The organism is Erwinia sp. S43, from assembly GCF_016624745.1.
Classification (GTDB): Bacteria; Pseudomonadota; Gammaproteobacteria; order Enterobacterales; family Enterobacteriaceae; genus Erwinia; species Erwinia coffeiphila.
Genome location: NZ_JACVTX010000003.1, coordinates 14330 through 33482 on the forward strand (window position 1 = coordinate 14330; position 19153 = coordinate 33482).

The following is a 19153-nucleotide window of genomic DNA, read 5'->3' on the forward strand; positions in this document are numbered from 1 at the left end:
TTTCGCTACGGCTGTTTTTTCAGCCACTGGCCGTTGATCCCGCGCACGTACTCACCCGGTTTTGCCCGCGTCACCAGTTTTTGTCCGGCGATTCTGGCCACCTCGGCCGCCGTCATATTATTCTGCTCCGCCAGCAGCTGATACTGCCTGCTGCGGCCTTCGTTGATCTGTTTTACCAGCGCCTGAGTTTCCGCATCAGTCTGTCTGGGGGCAATATAGCCGTTAAGCGTTTCGCCCACCCGGCCCTGCTGCCTCGCTTCGTCAAGCGTCAGCGCCATGGCACCGGAAGATATCATCAGACAGCCCAGCAGGAGTGCTCTGTTCAGCAGTTTCATTGTTTTATCCTCAGAACAGGCCGCTCTGGTTTTTTAACAGCGCTTCCACGTCTTTATCGACCTTGATATGGATCTCGTGCTCGATTTTAACGTTCATATTGATGGTGATCGGTTCTTTCGGCGCCGCCACTTCAATGCGCGGAATACATCCGCACAGCAACAGCATCGCGCCAGCCATCTGCAGGCTATTCAGGGCTTTCATCACGTTTTTCCTTCTGCGACGGCAGGGTGGCGTTATCTTCCACCCAGGATTGCAGGTTATCGCCAAAGCGCAGGCTGCGCCAGAGTTGAAACAGGTTTTCCCGCTGGGAATAATTCAGCGTAACGCGCTGATCGCGGTCGCTAAATCGACTGGTGCCGTCGACTTTTGCCGTCAGGCTCATCCAGCCAAGGTTATCAAGGTCGAGCGTCGCCCAACTGCGCGAAATTTCCATATAGCGCAGCCAGTCGATGGCCGCACCGGCAGCAATATTATTGCTGCTGATGGCATCGGCCATATCTTTATCCATGCGTACGGTCAGAGACCCGCTGTTGGCGATCCAGCCGTCCTTCACCAGCCACTGGCTGTTATTAAGGAACAGCGGCAGCTCGCCGTTGATATGGCCGGACAGCGCAATCTGCTTGAGCTTCATCGCCGTAATCAGCTGCGACAGTGCAAGATGCTGCACGCGGATTTTCGCCGCCTCGGTCTGCGGCATCTGTAAACGGTCAAGGCTCAGCGTACCGCCCAGCATATCCAGGCTGACATTGCTCAGGCTCAGCGGCTCCGCTTCGCTCCACGGATACCAGCCGCGCAGATCCGCAGTAACATTCTGCATGGCAAACTGGTTTTTGATCTCGCCGATGCGCAGCGAAACCGGGCCGTGGGTGCCAAAGTACCAGCGGTGGGATTGCAGACGGAACGGCAGCGAGAAATCCACGCCGTTGAATTCATTATCCGGCAGCAGCGCGCGGCCGTTTCGCACCAGCCAGTGGCCACCGGCTTCCAGTCCCTGATCGGCCGCGGCTGAAAATGCCACCTGCGCCTTCAGCGTGCCGCTCTGGATCGACAGTTTGAGGTCCGGGCTGAGCAGCGGCTGAAAGACCCGAAGCGACTGTTCCGGCCACCAGGCCTGGCCGCGCAGGCGTTCGCCGTCCCAGCGCCCACGTACCTGAACCGGACCGATTTTTTGCGCCTGGAGTGCACCGTTAAACAGAAACGCGGCCGGATCGCGGCCCTTTACCACCAGGGTTAACGTTGAGGGCGGCAGATAGCCCCCGGCGCTGAAGCGGGTTTCGCGCGCTTTTAGCGCCAGCTCGCCGTCGAAGGATGGATTCTGCTCATCGCGCTGCCAGCTGACGGGTTTCACCAGCGTCAGGCGCGGCGCAGCCATGTTCACGCTGCCGTAGCTGATGCGATCGAAGCCGGTGGAAAGCGTGGAGAGTTCGATCAGCGAATCCTGCCAGCGCCCGGTGCCGGTCACGTCCCACTTTGCCGCCAGCGGCTTCAGCCGCCCGTCGCCCCAGTAGCGCCAGCGCCATTCACCTTTATCCGGCCAGAAATCGCTGGCCCGCCCGTCAAGATGCAGACGGAAATTGCCCATCTGCACGTCGTGCGCACTTAGTATCGCCTGCAGACGACCGTCGATCCCCGCTGAAGAGATCTTCACCCCGGCCAGCGGCCAGCGGGCCTCATCGACTTCCAGCGTCGATAGCAGGCGGCCTTTCATCCGCAGCAGCGCGCCGGGCAGCATTGCCAGCTGCGGATCGGCCAGCGGCCCGCGAAGTTCGCCCACCAGGCTGGCGTAAAACTGCAGCGCATCGAGTTTGCTTTCGCCGTAAAGGCGCAGCGGCAGGCTGCTTTCCTGCCAGCCAAGATGCCCCGGCCCCACCGACAGCACCACGTTGCCTTTGCCGCCGCGCCCCGAGGTCAGCAGGTTCAGGCGGCCGTTAAGCTGAGTGGCGGTCAGCCCCTCCTGCCAGTTTTCGGCCAGCAGCGAAACCCCGCCGGAAAGCGGCTGGGTGCCCCACGGCCAGCTCCAGCTGCCCTGCTGTATCTGAATATTCTGCGGAGTGATCTGCCATGGCAGGTCCAGCAGCGGCTGCGGCTGATTTGCTGCACTGACCCGCAGCGTGCCGCTCTGCTGCTGCCAGTCAAGCTGCACATTCAGCGGCTCCGCAATGCCGTCCAGCGCCAGATTGCCATGCAGCACGCCGCTTTGCGGCAGCGCATCAGGAATGCGCGGCAGCGTCAGCGTACCGTCAAGCGTGACCGGCTGAGCGATACCCGGTGCCAGTACGGTCAGGGTTTTTAGCGTCAGCTGCTGCTGCCGCAGTTCAGCCTCAAGAGAGAGATTGTCACCTTTATAGTGCAGCTGCTGGCTGTCGGGTTCGAAATCAAGCTGGAGCTGCCCCGCCCACTGCGGCCAGGGTTTGAGGGTCAGCTGGCGGATGGTCACGCTGGCACCGGGCAGCATCTGCTGCCATTCGGCCAGCGTGCGGGGAGCATCTTGGCTGTCACTGGCCGGGAGTTTGGCCGCGCACTTGCTGTCGATAATCACGCTGTCTGCGTTGGCCAACCAGCGCTGATGGCGGTAGGTGAGCGAGACGTTTTTCACCGCCGCCAGTTCGCAGTCGCCGATAGTGTAGTGGACGCCGGGCAGGTTAAGCGCACCGTGCTGCCAGCGCGGTCCGCCATCAATGGAAATGAAGGTATCATTCGGCAGCCACAGCCCTACCAGCCTCGGTAGCCACTGCGTTACCGTGAGTAAAAGTCCTGTCAGCAGCAGGATCGCTGCCAGCAGCGCGGCAAGCGCGCGTTTCCAGCCCCTGTTCATGGCAGCAAAATCCTGTTCGGTCCGTGATTATCAACGAAATGATGGCACGGAATCGCTTCATCGTGAAGTTTTTCACCGTTTTACGGTGGATTCGATGCTTTTTACAGCAGTAGCCACCATCAGGTTCTCGCTCGCTGAGAATAGTTGATAAACTGCAGCTATTCATTCTGCAGCGGTAAAAGGAACTATAACGATGAAACTTGCGGTGTACAGCACCAAACAGTATGACCGGAAATACCTGGAACAGGTGAATCAGGATTTCGGTTTCGAACTGGAATTTTTCGACTTCCTGCTGACCGAACGTACCGCGAAGAACGCCACGGGATGTGACGGCGTGTGTATTTTCGTCAACGACGACGGCAGCCGTAAGGTGCTGGAAGAGCTGGCGGAACTGGGGGTAAAGTTTGTTGCGCTGCGCTGCGCCGGGTTTAACAACGTCGATCTTGATGCGGCAAAAGAGCTGGGAATGCAGGTGGTTCGCGTGCCGGCCTATTCGCCTGAAGCGGTAGCTGAGCATGCCGTCGGCATGATGATGACGCTGAACCGCCGCATTCACCGCGCGTATCAGCGCACCCGCGATGCCAACTTTTCGCTGGAAGGCCTGATCGGTTTTAACATGCATGGCCGTACCGCTGGCGTCATCGGCACCGGTAAGATCGGCATCGCCACCCTGCGCATCCTGAAGGGTTTCGGCATGCGCCTGCTGGTTTCCGATCCCTATCCTAATCCACTGGCGCTGGAGCTGGGTGCGGAATATGTGGATGTGAAAACGCTGTTTGCCCAGTCGGACGTGATCAGCCTGCACTGCCCGCTGACCCCGGAGAATCATCATTTGCTCAACGAGAGTGCCTTCGCTCAGATGAAAGATGGCGTGATGATTATTAATACCAGCCGCGGCGGCCTGATCGATTCGCAGGCAGCAATCGACGCGCTGAAAAAGCAGAAGATTGGCGCACTGGGGATGGATGTTTACGAGAACGAGCGGGATTTATTCTTTGAGGATAAGTCGAACGACGTGATTCAGGACGACGTTTTCCGCCGTCTGTCAGCCTGCCACAACGTGCTGTTTACGGGCCATCAGGCGTTTCTGACCGCCGAAGCGCTGACCAGCATCGCACAGACCACGCTGCAGAATCTGCGGCAGCTGGAAAAAGGCGAGCCCTGCGCTAACCAGCTCTGATCCGCCTATTGCCCCCGCTGTCGATAAGCGGGGGTTTACCGCGCGCAGGTGCCGTTAAGTAATGCACTTTCGCCGCAGCGACGGCCGTTCGCCAGCTGACACATTCCTACCGAAGATCCATCCAGCTGACGTGAAAGCGCCAGCGTTCCTCCTGCATTTTCACAATTACTCGCTGCCAGATCGGCCATCTGTACTCTTGCCGGGACGTGAGCGGCGGTTGCCTGCTGCGGCGGTTCGTTGTCGCTGCTACAGGCCGACAGCACCAGCGTTGCCGCTGCAAGCAAAAAAGTGGCTGCTTTCATTGTGTAAACTCCGATCGGTGAAGGGTCAAAGGCGCCAGCCAGCATATGCCAGGTTTTGCGACAGGTCGATAGCTGTCATCCAATTTTACAAAATCAAAATTGATAAAATATCAATACCCTCAGGTCTTAATTTACAATCGATAAGAAAAAATCAAGGAAAATCTCTACAATACAGGAGGATAGATAGTGGTCTTCGACTTATTACTGCGCATCGCGCTTGCCGGTGCGCTTGGCGGTCTGATCGGTATGGAGCGGCAGCTGCGCTCGAAAGAAGCCGGGCTGCGCACCCACGTGCTGGTGGGGATTGGCAGCGCGATGTTTATGATCGTGTCTAAATATGGCTTTAGCGATATCCTGGGAGCCTCGCATATTGAGCTGGACCCCAGCAGGATCGCTGCTCAGGTCGTCAGCGGCATGGGTTTCCTTGGTGCCGGTACTATCATCATTCAAAAACAGATGGTCAAGGGGCTGACCACCGCCGCCGGGCTGTGGGTCACGGCGGCTATCGGGCTGGTTGTCGGAAGCGGCATGTATGAGATCGGCATTTACGGCACCCTGCTGGCACTGGTGGTGCTGGAAACCTTCCGCCGCATCAGCTACCGGTTTATCGGCCGTAATCTTACCCTAATCTTCCAGCTCAAGCCGAAAAGCGTGCCGCTTGTGCTGATTGCCCTACAGCGTCGGGAAGTACGCACCGGCAAAGTCATCCTCGCCCACCGCGATGGCGAAACCGGACTGTGTGAAATGATGGTGGATGTGACATTGTCACGAAAGGTGGCACCGGAAAAAATGTATGACGTACTGCTGGAGATAAACGGCGTGCAGTCGCTGGAAATTCATTAGCCATAAATGCTCATGGCAAAAAAAGCCGAAACGGTTACTCTTACAGCCAGGCCTGTTTGTGTCTGGCCCTGCGCCAGCAACGTTTTTTAAATGGAGATTATAATGTCTGAGAAATCCGTACTGATTATCGCCACATTTTCCGCTAAGCCGGGCAAAGGCGATGCGCTGTTTGACGTGCTGAACCCCTGTGTGGCCCCGAGCCGCCTTGAGGCCGGTAACGTGCATTACGATCTGTACCGCAGCGTAGAAAACCCGGATTCGTTCCTGTTCCACGAAACGTGGAAAAGCCATGCGGCTATCGAAGAACATGAAAAGCAGCCGCATTTCCAGAACCTGATTGCCGGCGTTGAATCCCTGCTCGCCGCGCCGCCGGTGATTACCAAAATTTAATCGCCCTTTCGATCGGATAAAAAAACGGCCCCCGGATTTCACCCCGGGGGCCGTTTTGTTTTGTGCGGCTGACGGCTTTACTTGACGATGCGGGCGCGGCAGGTTTTCCCTTTAATTTTCACCTGCGTAAGCTGCTGCATCACCTTGCGCACCAGCTCCTGACGAATTGCCACGTAGGCAAGCGTAGGTGCGATATCAATTTTACCCACCTGATCGCCGCTCAGCCCGCCGTCACCGGTCAGCGCCCCCAGGATATCCCCCGGACGGATCTTGGCTTTACGCCCGCCGTCAAGGCTGATGGTGGTCATCTCCGCGCGCAGCGGTTTTGGTGCCACGGACTTCAGCTCGCTGACGTTACGCCACGCCAGGCGCTGCTGCAGGAAATCTTCCAGCGCGTGGGCGCGCTGCATTTCATCCGGCGCAACGAAGCTGACCGCACAGCCCTCTGCGCCTGCGCGAGCAGTACGACCAATGCGGTGGACGTGAACTTCCGGATCGAACGACAGCTGGTAGTTCACCACCATCGCCAGCGATTTGATATCCAGCCCGCGCGCCGCAACGTCGGTCGCCACCAGCACCCGGCAGCTGCCGTTGGCAAAGCGCACCAGAACGCGATCGCGTTCGGCCTGTTCCAGATCGCCGTGCAGCGCCAGCGCGCTGATCTGCGCATCTCCCAGCGAGGCGGCAATGTCATCACATTCGCGTTTAGTGTTGCAGAACACCACGCAGGAGGCGGGCTGGCGATCGCTGAGCAAACCGATTAGCGCGCTCATTTTTTCACGCGCGCTGGTTTCATAGAAAGTCTGCTCAATGGACGGCAGATCGGAAACGTCGCCGGTTTCCACCGTCAGCGGATCGCGCTGCACGCGCTGGCTGATGCGGGCGATGTCCTCAGGCCAGGTGGCGGAGAACAGCAGTGTCTGGCGCTGCTGAGGGCAGTAGCTGATTATCGCATCGATATCATCGCGGAAGCCCATCTCCAGCATACGGTCGGCCTCGTCCAGCACCAGCGTAGCCACGCCGTCCAGCTTAAGGGTTTCACGCTTGAGGTGCTCCAGGATACGCCCCGGCGTACCGACGACCACATGCGGTGCATGCACCAGCGAATCGCGCTGCGCGTTCATCGGCTGGCCACCGCACAGCGTCAGGATTTTGATATTGGCGGTAAAACGCGCCAGTCGGCGCAGCTCTTTCGACACCTGATCAGCCAGTTCACGCGTCGGGCACAGCACCAGCGACTGAGTGACATACTGGCTGACGTCCAGCCGGTGCATCACGCCAAGGCCAAACGCGGCGGTTTTGCCGCTGCCGGTTTTTGCCTGCGCGCGTACGTCACGCCCTTCCAGGATCGCCGGCAGCGATGCGGCCTGTACCGGCGTCATGGCCAGATAGCCAAGTTCATTAAGGTTTTCAATCTGGCTGGCGGGCAGCAGGTTCAGGGTAGAAAAAGCAGTCACGGGTATAATCTCTGATAAATCGGGCGGGAATTTTGCCGCTGATTGTAGCAGATAATCCGCTGGAAACGTTACTTTCAGGGGCAAGACGGCGCAGCGGCAGGGTTTGAGGCTTCGCACAGTTATTGTTGCGTAAAGTTTGTACAATACACATGTAAAACAAGCTGGCATTCGTCGTCGGAATCCGTACCATAGCACGCCAGTCAGTTTTCATGCCGGGCCTGCCGATGTTCTCGCCCACTTCTGCAATACGAGATAGCTAATAAATGCAACCGAATCCGGAAACCAGTAAAAAAGAGCAATACAACCTCAACAAGCTGCAGAAGCGTCTGCGCCGTAACGTCGGCCAGGCGATTGCTGACTTTAATATGATCGAAGAGGGTGACCGGATTATGGTGTGCCTTTCCGGCGGCAAGGACAGCTACACCATGCTGGAAATTCTGCGCAACCTGCAGCAGAGCGCGCCGGTTTCCTTCTCGCTGGTGGCGGTGAACCTCGATCAAAAACAGCCGGGTTTCCCGGGGCATATTCTGCCGGAATACCTGGAAGCCCAGGGCGTGGAATATAAGATCGTCGAAGAAGACACTTACGCCATCGTTAAAGATAAGATCCCGGAAGGCAAAACCACCTGCTCGCTCTGCTCCCGTCTGCGCCGCGGCATTCTGTACCGCACGGCGACTGAACTGGGCTGCACCAAGATCGCGCTGGGACATCACCGTGACGATATCGTGCAGACGCTGTTCCTCAATATGTTCTACGGCGGGAAAATGAAAGGCATGCCGCCGAAGCTGATGAGCGACGACGGTAAGCATATCGTGATCCGCCCGCTGGCCTACTGCCGCGAGAAGGACATTGAGCGTTTCGCCATCGCCCGCGAATATCCGATCATTCCGTGCAACCTGTGCGGTTCACAGCCTAACCTGCAGCGTCAGGTGATTGGCGATATGCTGCGCGACTGGGATAAACGCTATCCTGGCCGCATCGAAACCCTGTTCAGCGCCATGCAGAACGTGGTGCCTTCGCATCTTGCTGATACCGAACTGTTCGATTTCAAAGGCATCGTCCACGGCAGCGAAGTTGTTGGCGGTGGCGATCTGGCCTTCGATCGCGAAACCCTACCGATGCAGCCCGCCGGCTGGCAGCCGGAAGATGAAGACGACGCGCCCGTTCGTCTTGATATCCTTCAGGTCGGCTAAGCTCAACGTTTCACGGGGGAAGTGTGTCGCGATCGCAACGCCTGCTGGATCTGCTGCAGCTACTGCGCAATCACCGCTTCCCCGTTCCCGGCGCTCAGCTCGCCGCCACGCTCGGCATCAGCCTGCGTACGCTCTACCGTGATATCGCCACCCTGCAACAGCAGGGAGCCGATATCACCGGAGAGCCGGGCATGGGCTACGTGCTGAAACCGGGATTTACCCTGCCCCCGCTGATGTTTAGCGAAGAAGAAATTGAGGCGCTGGTGCTGGGTTCGCGCTGGGTTGCCAGCCGCACCGACACCGGGCTGAGCCAGTCGGCCAAAAGCGCACTGAGCAAAATAGCCGCCGTGCTGCCTGAAGACCTGCGCCACAGCCTCGACAGTAACGGTCTGATGGCCGCGCCCTCCGCTAGTCCGCTTGCTGAAAGCGTGGATTTTGTCTCCATCCGGCGGGCAATCAGGCACGAACTGACGGCGACCCTCACCTATCGCGACGGCAAAGATCAATCTTCCCGCCGCGTTATCTGGCCGTTCCTGCTGGGCTATTTCGATAACCTGCATATTCTCGGCGCGTGGTGCGAGCTGCGCGGCGACTTCCGCCATTTCCGCACCGACCGCATTATCTCCCTGGAATTAAACGCAACCCGCTATCCCCGCCGCCGTGCCGCGCTGATCAAGCAGTGGCGCGAGCAGCAGTTCCCGGACAGGCCCGCTCAATAGTCAGACGTTAATAATGCGCAGGTGGATCGATAATCGGATCGGGGTCGACCGGCGGCGGATCGGGCATTGGCTGCGGCGTGGGTATCGGCCCGGGAACGGGTACGGGATCGCTCAGTGGTTCAGAACCACGAATAGCATCAGGCTGCTTAGTCATTTTGCTGTCCCCTCTGTTTTCAACGCGTGAACGTTAAGCGTAGGACATCCTGGCGGGCTGGCAAACGGGCAAAAAAAAGCCGGCTCGGAGCCGGCGTCGTACGAATTAAATGTGCTATGCATTAATTCTAAAAATGAAGTAAGACAATTATGGAGCGCAACGCCCATCGCTTGACGTTGCATTCACCTGCGGAAGAGATTTTGCCCTTAACATCGCCGCCAGTTATTGACGTCGATCAGTTTTAAACGCCTTTATGCTACAAAAATTTGCTCTCTTCACAGCCATTTACGTCGCCGTAACCACCACGCAACACCGAGCACCAGTACGGCTAACAACAGACAAAACAGGCCAAAGCCAAATCGCCAGCTGCCGCCCGGAATGCCGCCAAGGTTTACGCCGAACAGCCCGGTCAGGAACGTGGTCGGCAGGAACACCACCGCCATCAGCGACATGGTATAGGTGCGGCGGTTCATTGCTTCGGCCATCACCGAGCTGATTTCATCGGACAGCACCCCGGTTCGCGCCACGCTGGCATCCAGATCGTCCAGCCCGCGCCCCAGTCGGTCGGCAATATCCTGCATGCGGCGGCGGTCGTCATCGCTCATCCACGGCAGCCGCTCGCTGGCCAGCCGCGAGAACACATCACGCTGCGGGGCCATATAGCGGCGCATAATAATCAATTGTTTGCGGATTAAAGCCAGCTCACCGCGCGGCGGCACCTGCTGGTCGACAACGGCATCCTCCAGCTCGATAATTTTATCGTGCAGATCCTCGATAAACTCGCTGGTGTGGTCGGTCAGGGAGTCGCAAACGTCCACCAGCCAGCTGCCGCCGTTATGCGGACCGTTGCCGTTTTGCAGATCGGTCAGCACTTCATCAATGGCAAACACCTTCCGCCGCCGGGTTGAAACAATCAGCCTGTCGTTGATAAACACGCGTATCACCACCAGCTGGTCGGGCCGCGATTCGCTGTTCAGATTGACGCTGCGCAGGGTGATCATCGTACCGTCGCCCAGACGGCTGACGCGCGGCCGCATACTGTCGCCGCCGAGCGCATCGCGCACGTTGTCCGGCAGCAGCGGCGTGGTGGTCAACCATTCGGCGCTTTCGGGATGGGTGTAATTCAGGTGCAACCAGCATGGATGGTCACACGTAAGTACTTCACTGTCGGCAATCGGGATCATCCCGCCATGGCCATCCAGCTGACACGAGATAATCGCATCCGATACCTGTAAGGATTTACCTGCTATAGCGTCCACCTTTTGCCCCGCTTTCAACATAATCAATACGATACAGTCTAGCGCGCGGGCCAGCAGTTGCAAAATGTTGCACGCTGAGACAATGGTTAGAAAACATGACAGCAGCAACGTTTTGTGCGATCGGCTCAGGCGTCGCCGCGCTGGCACTTCTGGCACACCCTCTGTCCGCCTTAGCATAGCCAGCTTTGTCGCCCTGATTTACGTTGGTGATCAGCATATTGTCTGCTTTCGCAGGCATCATTCCCTTCAGGAGACCAGGCCACGATGAAAAACCTGCATTATAAAAGCTTGCTGGAAACAGGCCGACTGATTCAGTCGAAAGAGATTGCTTCCGTTGAAGTGACCACCGCTCTGCTGGATCGCATTGCCTCGCTGGATGCCGATTTGCACAGTTACTTTTACGTGATGCGCGACAGTGCCCTGCAACAGGCGGCAGAAGCCGATCGTGAAATCGCGCAGGGGATCATCCGCGGCCCGCTGCACGGCGTGCCCATCGCGCTGAAGGATCTGATCTGGACCAAAGATGCCCCCACCAGCCACGGCATGCTGATCCACCAGTCGCATTATCCCACGGAGGATTCCTCCATCGTCACGCGTTTCCGCGCCGCCGGGGCGGTGATCCTCGGTAAACTGAAACAAACCGAAAGCGCCTTTGCCGATCATCACCCGGAGGTTGTTCGCCCGGTTAACCCGTGGGGTTCCGCGCTGTGGACCGGCGTCTCTTCCAGCGGTTCCGGCGTTGCCACTGCGGCCGGACTGTGTTTTGGTGCAATCGGCACCGATACCGGCGGTTCGATCCGCTTCCCCTCCAATGCCAACGGTCTGACCGGTATTAAGCCAACCTGGGGGCGCGTCACCCGGCACGGTGCTTTCGAGCTGGCCGCCTCCCTCGACCATATCGGCCCGATGGCGCGATCCGCCGCCGATGCCGCGGCCATGCTGCAGGCGATTGCCGGTCGCGATGAGCAGGACCCCACCTCCAGCATCGAGCCGGTGCCAGACTACCTTGCTCTGATGACGCGCGGCATAGGCAAAATGCGCATCGGTCTGGATAAAAACTGGGCGCTGGAGAAAGTGGATGAGGATACGCGCCGGGTGCTGCAGGAGGCTATCGCCACGCTGAGCGACCTTGGCGCAACCTTCGTGGATATTACCATGCCGGATACCGAGCAGGCGGCCGAAGAGTGGAGCCCGCTGTGTGCGGTGGAAACGGCCTTCGCGCATCAGCAGACCTATCCCTCGCAAAAAGATCAATACGGGCCAGGACTGGCGGGCCTGCTGGATCTTGGCCACAGCGTCACCGCCCTGGAATTCCAGCGGCTGCTGCTGAACCGCGCTGCACTGCGCGGCGCGATTTCTGCCCTGTTCGGCCAGGTTGATCTGATTATCGCCCCCGCCACCGCCTATGCCGGTTTAACCTGGGATACCATGACCCGCTTTGGGACTGACAAAGCACTGTTTAATGGCGTGCTGCGCTATACCAGTGCATTCGATTCCAGCGGGCATCCGACGATTACGCTGCCCGGCGGCAAAACCGCTGCCGGTGCGCCGATCGGCTTCCAGCTGGTTGCCGCGCATTTTGATGAAGTCAGTATGATTCAGGCTGCCTGGGCGTATCAGCAGGTGACCGACTGGCATCAGCAGCACCCCGCGCTGTAACCCCCATCCTTTACCGCCCCTGCGTCAGGGGCGGTACTCCGGCAGGAATGGTCTGGAGTTTGCATGTTTTCTGCTGATTTCACCTTTTACGCCACGTCCGGGGGATCTGACGATGAGAGAAAATTTCACCACGGAGAATTTAGAGAACCGGCACCGCTTCGACGCCTGGCGCGATGCCGTTTGTTCTCGCCTGATCAAGGCAGAGGCAAAGCAGGTGCAGGCGGGCATGTTTTCCGGCCGCTTCAGTTACGGCATGCTGGGCCAGCTCGATATCGCCAATCACGTTTCGCAGGCGTCGATGATGTGGCAGAGAACGCCCGAATGCATTCGCCGCCACCCGAACCCCGATTTTTATCTCGGCTATATTTGCGAAGGCAGCGGCCGCCTGCGGCAGAATAACAATGAAACGCAGGTCAGCGCCGGGGATATGGTGATCTACGACGCCAGCTCGCCGTTCCATTTCGCCATGGAAAACGTGTCGATGAACATCATCCATCTGCCGCGCCATCTGATTGAAAAAGAAGCCCCGGCGATTGCGGCGATGTCCGGGACCTCGCTGGATCTCTCCCGACCGGGCATGGTCGCGCTCAGGCATATGATTGATGAGGCCTTCCGTTTTAATGCCGCCGAAGAAGGCAGCTGCCTGACCGAGCAGTTCGCCAATACGCTGTTTACCGTGATTTCCGTCGGCCTGAATCTGCAAAAAAGCGACGAGGGATTAAAACCCACTCTCTATTCCCGCGTGATGAACTATCTGCGCCAGCATTTGCAGGATCACGATCTGTCCGTGGCGCAGATCGCCAATGCCCATCATGTTTCTCCGCGCACCCTTAGCCGGGTATTTGCGGCCAACGGCACCACGCCAATGAACTGCGTCTGGCACGAGCGCCTGCTGGCCTGCCATAAAGCGCTGGCGGAAGGCAAAGCGCGAAACATCACCCAGGTGGCGCTCGATCACGGCTTCAGCGATATGTCCCATTTCAGCCTCGCCTTTCGCAAGGCCTTTGGCTATACGCCAAGCAGCCTGCTGCATCCGGCCAGTGGCCAGCCCGGCAGCTGATTATTTTTGCAGGCTATTGAGCACCCGTTCCGCAGTAAATTCCAGACTGCTGCGGGTGTTCATCGCCTCTTTACGCATAAAGCCGTAGGCCCCCGACTCATCCAGCCCGAAGGTTTGCATCAGCACGCCTTTCGCCTGCGCCAGACAATCCTGCCGTGTCCTGGCCTGCTGTTGCTTTTGCAGCCGTTCGCGCAGCGTCTGCTGTTCCTGCGCCGCACGCAGCCTTGCAACGATCTGAATAATCAGTGAGAACGGATCGGCCTCGCGCGCTGAAATCGCATCCGGCTCCAGTGCCAACAGCAGCGGAAACAGCTGCCCGTCGTGGCAGTCGGCCAGGGCAAGCACCGGGGTGTGTACGCTGCGGTAGTGCCGAAACAGCGGTGCGATCGATGCCTGCTGGTGGCGATCGACAGCAATAATCGCCAGGTCAGCTTCAGGAGGAAGGCTCGCAGGGATCGGCCAGTCGTGCCGCACGTGGCAGCCAAGCTGAGTCAGCGAGGTACAAAAGGCCCGCATACCCTGAGTATGAGGATGGAAAAGATGCAGCCGAACGCCGGAAAGCGCGGCAAGTAAGGATTGCTCAATCATGAATCGCCCTGTCTTGTCCGGGATAGTGATGCTTCACAATAAGCAACCCGACAGGCCAGCGCTTTGTTTGCTCTGCCTGCCGCTGTGTCGTTTGGGACAGCGGCAGGCTGCCGATCAGCCAGAAGGATGGCCACCGGCAGCAGCCGACTCAGGCATTAAACCCCAGATATTGTTCCGCTACCCGGGCGCTGGGCGTGGTTGCCGGGTCGATCTGGCGAACGATTTGCCCCTTTTCAATCACGTGAATACGATCGGAAAGCGCGTAGAGGAACTCGATGTCCTGCTCAACCAGGATAATCGAGATATCCATTTCATGGCGCAGCCGCTGGAACGTGTCGATAATTTCTTCGCAGATATTCGGCTGTATCCCTTCCGTCGGTTCGTCCAGCAGCACCAGCTGCGGCCTGCCGCACAGGCAGCGGGCAAGCGCCAGCAGCTGCTGTTCACCGCCTGACAGTGCGCCGCCCGGCTGTGCCAGCAGCCGCTTCAGGCGCGGGAAAATATCCAGCATCTGCCCGATGGTCTCTTCAGCCCGCGAGAACTGCTTAACGCATCCCATACGCAGATTTTCCTCTACCGTCAGCTGCGGAAAGATTTGCCGCCCCTGCGGAACGAAGCCGATGCCCGCCGCCGCCCGCTGATGCGGCTGGTAGCCGGTAATATCGATACCGTTTAGCGCGATGGTGCCCTGCCAGGCGGGCAGCTCCCCCATGATGGTGCGCAGCAGCGTGGTTTTACCCATACCGTTGCGACCCAGCACGCCGGTAAAGGATTTGGCACCGATAAACAGCTCGGACAGGTGCAGCACCGGAATTTTATTGTAGCCGGAGACCGTTTGTTTCATTTCAAGCATGTTTAATCTCCAGATTGCCAAGGTAGGCTTCTTTGACGCGCGCATCCTGAGTGACCTGGCTGAAGGTGCCTTCGGCCAGCACTTCCCCTTGATTAAACACCGTCACCTGCTGCGCGATCATGCCGATAAAATCCATATCATGCTCAACCACCACCACCGTACTCTGCTGGTTAATCCGCTGTATCAGCGCGGCGGTTTTACGCACTTCATGGTGGGTCATTCCGGCGGCGGGCTCATCCAGCAGCACCAGCTGCGGGCGCGAAATCAGGATCATCCCCAGCTCCACCCACTGGCGCTGGCCGTGGGCCATTTCGGAGAGGATGTCATTCTGCCTATCGCTGAGGCCGATATCCTCCAGCACCCGATCGACTTCGCCCGCGACCGCCGCTTTATCCATTTTGTTCGCGGCGGCGAGCCACAGGTTTTCCGCCACGCTCAACCCTTCAAACACGCTGGGGACCTGAGTTTTGATGCCGATACCCAGCCGGGCGATTTCCCACGGCCGTTTACCGGAAATGATCCGATCGCGATAGCGGCATTCCCCGCGCGTGGGCGTCACCTGGCCGCTGAGCATTTTAAAAAAGGTGCTTTTCCCCGCGCCGTTAGGGCCGATCAGGCAGCGCAGTTCACCCTCGTTCAGGGTGAAGTCCACGGCTTTTACCGCATGAACACCACCAAAGCTGACGCCCATTTGGTGCGTCTGAAGTAATACGGTCATGGTTTCACCTCTTTCACCTGTACGGAGGAAGCCGGTGCGGCAGGCCGACGCTTGCGCCGCCAGATCCGCTGCAGGCCGGGCAGAATGCCGCCGGGAATTAACAGCACGAACAGGGCAAGGATCACGCCAAGGACCAGATTGACATCAACCGTTTGCTGCGCGCCCAGCCGGGTTACCATCCACTGCAGCAGCATGCAGCTGATCACCGGGCCGAGCAGTGTTCCGCGGCCGCCGACGATCACCCAGATAATGATCTGCGCTGACTGGCTGATGCTGAACACGCCGGGGCTGACAAACGCGCCCCAGTTAACGTACAGACACCCTGCCAGCCCCGCCACGGCGGCACCGATGGCAAAGGTCACCAGCTTGTGGGCCGGAACGTTATAGCCCAGCAGGCCCGCCCGCTGTTCGTTTTCGCGGATCGCGACCACCGTTTTGCCAAAGCGACTGAGCAGTACGAATTTCAACAGCGCGTAGCACAGCGCCAGGCAGGCTGCGGTGACGATAAACAACGCTTCCGGGGACAAGATAGCGTCCGGCTGGAACGGGACGTTAAGCGTCGGCACCGAGGGAATGCCGTTAAAGCCGCCCAGCAGCGCCTCGCCGATATGATATTCACTGCCCGACGTGGAGTTGACCCAGTTGAACAGCACCAGGCTTACCGCCAGAGTGATCGCCCCCAGATAAACGTCGCTGACGCCGCCGTAAAAAATCACATAGCCCAGCAGCACGGAGAACAGCGTTGGCAACAGCACGGCCATCACCACCGCCCAGGTGGAATCCCCCCAGTTGATGGCGCAGACCGCATAGGTATAGGCCCCGATGCCGAAGAACGCCGCCTGACCGAAACACAGAATGCCGCCGTATCCCCAGATAAAGGCCAGGCTTAGCGACAGCAGCCCCATCACCAGAAACACGGTGAGGGACAGCAAAGTGTAAAGCTCAATCACTCCCGACAGCCAGAACGCGACCAGCACCACCAGCAGCGCGGTCACCACGATCTGTAGCTTTTCAGCAAGCATTTTCATTACAGCGATCTCCTGAAGAAACGGCCGGTGATGCCCTGCGGCAGCAGGCGCAGCAGCACAATGGCACTAAGCAGTAGCGCTACGGCACCAAACACCGGCGTGGAGAGGTAGGTCACCAGCTGCGAAATGGTGCCAAACAGCGTGGAAGAGGAGAGCGTACCGGCAATAATCGCGCTACCGCCCCCAATCACGGTGATAAACGCTTTGGCGATAAAGCTGACGCCGATGGTTGGGATCACCCCGGTGATCGGTGCCAGCAACGCGCCGCCCAGCCCCGAGAGTGCCGCGCCCAGGCCAAAGGTCAGGCTGTAGATTTTTCCCGGATTACTGCCCAGCGCGGCGGCCATCCGCGCGTTTTGCATGGTGGCTCGGGCGCAGAGCCCGAGGGTGGTAAACCGCAGCAGCAGCCAGAGGGCACCAATCAGGCACAGCGCGAAAAGAATGATAAACAGCGAATAGCCGCTGGTGGTGTAGCTGCCCACGCTCACCGCCGGCAGCGGTGCACTGATCCCCAACGTCGTGTTACCGAATGCCATTGTCGCCGCACCAATCAGCGCCAGGCTCAGCCCCCAGGTGGCCAGCATGGTATCGATCATCCGGCCATAAAGATGGCGGATGATAATGCGCTCGATGACGATACCGAAGATGCCTACCGTCAGGGGCGCAACCACCAGCATGGACAGCCAGATCGGAACGCCAAGGTGGTTGGTGGCCAGAATCGCGCTGTAGCCGCCGAGCATCATAAATTCGCCGTGGGCCATATTGACGATTTTCATCATGCCAAACACCACCGCCAGCCCCAGGCTCATCACCACCAGCACGGCAATGGCATTGAGAACCTCAATGCCGTAGATAATCAACAAATCCATAGCCGTTCTCCTTACAACTCAATCTGATACTGCCTGGTGTCACGCGGATTTTTCTTCAAGTCGCACACCATGGCGGTATCGACCGGCGCCTGGCGCGTAAAGGTCTCCAGAATCTTCATCTGATGATTTTCCACTTCGGCAATATGCACATCCAGCGTGCAGTGATGGGTCACCGGATCGACGATCAGCTGGCCACTCGGCGAAGTTAATGAAATGCCGGATTCCAGCGCTTCAATCACCTTCATGCGGTCGATATCCCCGGCCTTTCTCACCCCTTCCGCCCAGATCAGCATGCCCTGGTAGGCCCCCATCGCCAGATCGCTGATGTACGGCACGCTGCTGCCGTAGCGGGCCTGGAATTTTTCTACAAAGGCTTTGTTTTCCGGCGTTGGAATTTCCTGCATATAGTTGGCGCAGACCAGAATGCCGTTGCTTTCCTCCGGCGACAGAATGATATGTTCGTTGCCGCCGCCAAACACGGTAGAAGCAATCGGGATCTTGCCGCTCATGCCCGAGGCGTGCCACTGGCGGTAGAATGAGATATGGGCCCCGCCGACCAGCGCAGACCAGACCATATCCGGTTTGGCGCTCTGGATTTTTGAAATGGCGGCACCGAAATCCGTGACGTCCAGCGGGAAGAACTCCACGGCAACGGTTTCACCGTCGTTTTCTTTAACGAATTTTTTCACCCACGCCGAGACGATCTGCCCGTAGTTGTAATCCGCGGCGAGGATATAGACTTTTTTCCCCCACTTTTTCATCGCGTAGGGCACCAGTTTTTCCACGGTTTGCGCAGGCGTTGAGGCGGAAGAGAAATAGTTGCGGTCGCAGACGCCGCCCTCATACTGCGCGGGATAGAAGTAAAGAGAACGGAAACGGTCCAGTACCGGGCGGATCACTTCACGAGAAGCGGAGGTAATGCCGCCGTGGACCACCGCAACTTTATCTTTTAATGCCGCCTGCTGGGCATACTGCGCATAAAGCTGCATGTTGGACTGCGCATCGTAATTAATGATCTGTACCGGACGCCCCAGTAATCCGCCTGCCGCGTTAATTTCTTCGGCCGCAAGATTAATGGCATCCGACATCGGTTTACCGTAGATATCAAGACCGCCGGACAGGTCCAGAATACTGGCGACTTTAATCGCCTCTTTCCCGTCAGCCGCCAGGCTGAATTTTGGCGCAATGCCTGCTGCCATGCCCAACGCAGATAATGCAGATCCCTGAATAAATGAACGACGACTAATAGCCATAGCACCCTCGAAGTGAAGTAGTTATGTTAATAAGAAGATTTCCGGGTTACGGACAGAAGCAATCAGAGACACGCAGACGGCGCTGTCTGCACAGATTTGAAAGGCGGGCCACATCTTTGGGGCCGATTGTATCAAGCAATTAGCGGGCCATCTTTTTACGTTTCATGACAAACTCAGCTATTCTGCGGCTGGATCTCTCCTGAAAATAAATTATTTAACTGCGGAATTAAAAATGCGCACCAATAAATAACAACCGGCACCAAATCGGTGCATGAATATCGCTATCAATGGGTTTTCATACTGGCACTTATAACAAAGCATGTGGCTCAGACAACAAAGAAAATATCATCACCACACCAGATAAAAAGAATGGAACTGTTTTAACCCCTGCCATTTTTATCAACGAAGTTTATTCGTTTATATTAATAAAATAACTCAATGACGCTGCCGCCTGGTGTTCGTCAGCATCGCAGGTTG

General features: G+C 58.0%; 22 protein-coding genes. 7 read left to right on the forward strand and 15 right to left on the reverse strand.

The window, feature by feature from the left end; translation table 11 throughout:
- Positions 1–5: 5 nt before the first annotated feature.
- Genes IBT47_RS04235 through IBT47_RS04245 form a run of 3 tightly spaced genes read right to left on the reverse strand, consistent with a single transcriptional unit; the run spans position 6 to position 3151 of the window.
- A complete protein-coding gene (locus IBT47_RS04235; RefSeq protein ID WP_105594673.1) occupies positions 6–335 on the reverse strand; it encodes a YdbL family protein in 330 nt (109 codons plus the stop codon).
- Positions 336–345: 10 nt separating this feature from the next.
- Positions 346–537: a YnbE family lipoprotein gene (locus IBT47_RS04240; RefSeq protein WP_105594674.1), complete on the reverse strand. Its 192-nt coding sequence runs from the start codon at positions 535–537 to the stop codon at positions 346–348.
- Entirely contained in the window at positions 521–3151 is a 2631-nt protein-coding gene (locus tag IBT47_RS04245; protein WP_200559431.1) for a YdbH family protein, read from the reverse strand. Before IBT47_RS04245 ends, IBT47_RS04240 begins: the two co-directional genes overlap by 17 nt.
- Positions 3152–3344: 193 nt before the next feature.
- Here IBT47_RS04245 and IBT47_RS04250 point away from each other — a divergent pair, with 193 nt between their 5' ends.
- Positions 3345–4331, forward strand: a complete 987-nt coding sequence (locus IBT47_RS04250) for a 2-hydroxyacid dehydrogenase (RefSeq protein ID WP_200559434.1) — start codon at positions 3345–3347, stop codon at positions 4329–4331.
- A gap of 35 nt (positions 4332–4366) precedes the next feature.
- Here IBT47_RS04250 and IBT47_RS04255 read toward each other — a convergent pair whose 3' ends face one another.
- Positions 4367–4633, reverse strand: coding sequence for a DUF333 domain-containing protein (locus tag IBT47_RS04255; protein WP_105594738.1), 267 nt, complete (start codon positions 4631–4633; stop codon positions 4367–4369).
- A gap of 186 nt (positions 4634–4819) precedes the next feature.
- On the opposite strand from IBT47_RS04255, the gene IBT47_RS04260 reads away from it, so the two are divergent.
- Positions 4820–5476 (forward strand): MgtC/SapB family protein, encoded by a 657-nt coding sequence (locus IBT47_RS04260; RefSeq protein WP_200559436.1) that lies wholly within the window; start codon positions 4820–4822, stop codon positions 5474–5476.
- 102 nt (positions 5477–5578) lie between these two features.
- The gene (locus IBT47_RS04265) at positions 5579–5866 is read left to right on the forward strand and encodes a putative quinol monooxygenase (RefSeq protein ID WP_200559439.1); all 288 of its coding nucleotides are present in this window, start codon (positions 5579–5581) and stop codon (positions 5864–5866) included.
- Between the two features lie 77 nt (positions 5867–5943).
- On the opposite strand, the gene dbpA is transcribed toward IBT47_RS04265, so the two are convergent.
- Both dbpA and IBT47_RS04275 read right to left on the reverse strand, forming a co-directional pair.
- Complete coding sequence (gene dbpA, locus IBT47_RS04270; protein ID WP_200559441.1) at positions 5944–7323, reverse strand: ATP-dependent RNA helicase DbpA; 1380 nt, start codon at positions 7321–7323, stop codon at positions 5944–5946.
- Complete coding sequence (locus IBT47_RS04275; RefSeq protein WP_200559443.1) at positions 7277–7534, reverse strand: hypothetical protein; 258 nt, start codon at positions 7532–7534, stop codon at positions 7277–7279. Before IBT47_RS04275 ends, dbpA begins: the two co-directional genes overlap by 47 nt.
- 52 nt (positions 7535–7586) lie before the next feature.
- On the opposite strand from IBT47_RS04275, the gene ttcA reads away from it, so the two are divergent.
- A complete protein-coding gene (gene ttcA, locus IBT47_RS04280) occupies positions 7587–8516 on the forward strand; it encodes a tRNA 2-thiocytidine(32) synthetase TtcA (RefSeq protein WP_200559452.1) in 930 nt (309 codons plus the stop codon).
- A gap of 23 nt (positions 8517–8539) precedes the next feature.
- A complete protein-coding gene (locus IBT47_RS04285) occupies positions 8540–9235 on the forward strand; it encodes a YafY family protein (protein ID WP_200559454.1) in 696 nt (231 codons plus the stop codon).
- Between the two features lie 7 nt (positions 9236–9242).
- Here the strand turns inward: IBT47_RS04285 and IBT47_RS04290 are convergent, their stop codons facing one another.
- The 3 genes from IBT47_RS04290 to IBT47_RS26960 form a co-directional block, all read right to left on the reverse strand.
- Positions 9243–9389, reverse strand: coding sequence for a hypothetical protein (locus tag IBT47_RS04290; RefSeq protein WP_200543658.1), 147 nt, complete (start codon positions 9387–9389; stop codon positions 9243–9245).
- 275 nt (positions 9390–9664) lie between these two features.
- Positions 9665–10648 (reverse strand): zinc transporter ZntB, encoded by a 984-nt coding sequence (gene zntB / locus IBT47_RS04295; protein ID WP_200559457.1) that lies wholly within the window; start codon positions 10646–10648, stop codon positions 9665–9667.
- Positions 10629–10865, reverse strand: coding sequence for a hypothetical protein (locus IBT47_RS26960; protein ID WP_172606654.1), 237 nt, complete (start codon positions 10863–10865; stop codon positions 10629–10631). The genes zntB and IBT47_RS26960 overlap by 20 nt, the downstream gene beginning before the upstream one ends.
- A gap of 47 nt (positions 10866–10912) precedes the next feature.
- Between IBT47_RS26960 and IBT47_RS04300 the strand changes: the two genes are divergently transcribed.
- Both IBT47_RS04300 and IBT47_RS04305 read left to right on the forward strand, forming a co-directional pair.
- The gene (locus tag IBT47_RS04300) at positions 10913–12307 is read left to right on the forward strand and encodes an amidase (RefSeq protein ID WP_200559459.1); all 1395 of its coding nucleotides are present in this window, start codon (positions 10913–10915) and stop codon (positions 12305–12307) included.
- A 112-nt stretch (positions 12308–12419) separates the two neighbouring features.
- Complete coding sequence (locus IBT47_RS04305) at positions 12420–13367, forward strand: helix-turn-helix domain-containing protein (RefSeq protein ID WP_200559461.1); 948 nt, start codon at positions 12420–12422, stop codon at positions 13365–13367.
- Here IBT47_RS04305 and IBT47_RS04310 read toward each other — a convergent pair whose 3' ends face one another.
- The 6 genes from IBT47_RS04310 to IBT47_RS04335 all read right to left on the reverse strand — a co-directional run bounded on the left by IBT47_RS04310 (position 13368) and on the right by IBT47_RS04335 (position 18676).
- Positions 13368–13955 (reverse strand): ANTAR domain-containing response regulator, encoded by a 588-nt coding sequence (locus tag IBT47_RS04310; RefSeq protein ID WP_200559463.1) that lies wholly within the window; start codon positions 13953–13955, stop codon positions 13368–13370.
- 148 nt (positions 13956–14103) lie between these two features.
- A complete protein-coding gene (locus IBT47_RS04315; RefSeq protein ID WP_200559465.1) occupies positions 14104–14808 on the reverse strand; it encodes an ABC transporter ATP-binding protein in 705 nt (234 codons plus the stop codon).
- Entirely contained in the window at positions 14801–15526 is a 726-nt protein-coding gene (locus IBT47_RS04320; protein WP_200559473.1) for an ATP-binding cassette domain-containing protein, read from the reverse strand. The genes IBT47_RS04315 and IBT47_RS04320 overlap by 8 nt, the downstream gene beginning before the upstream one ends.
- Positions 15523–16554 carry a branched-chain amino acid ABC transporter permease gene (locus IBT47_RS04325; protein ID WP_105594687.1) on the reverse strand — a complete coding sequence of 344 codons (1032 nt, stop codon included), beginning with the start codon at positions 16552–16554 and terminating at the stop codon, positions 15523–15525. Before IBT47_RS04325 ends, IBT47_RS04320 begins: the two co-directional genes overlap by 4 nt.
- Entirely contained in the window at positions 16554–17423 is an 870-nt protein-coding gene (locus IBT47_RS04330) for a branched-chain amino acid ABC transporter permease (protein WP_200543670.1), read from the reverse strand. The genes IBT47_RS04325 and IBT47_RS04330 overlap by 1 nt, the downstream gene beginning before the upstream one ends.
- A gap of 11 nt (positions 17424–17434) precedes the next feature.
- A complete protein-coding gene (locus IBT47_RS04335) occupies positions 17435–18676 on the reverse strand; it encodes an ABC transporter substrate-binding protein (RefSeq protein ID WP_200559482.1) in 1242 nt (413 codons plus the stop codon).
- Between the last annotated feature and the right edge of the window lie 477 nt (positions 18677–19153).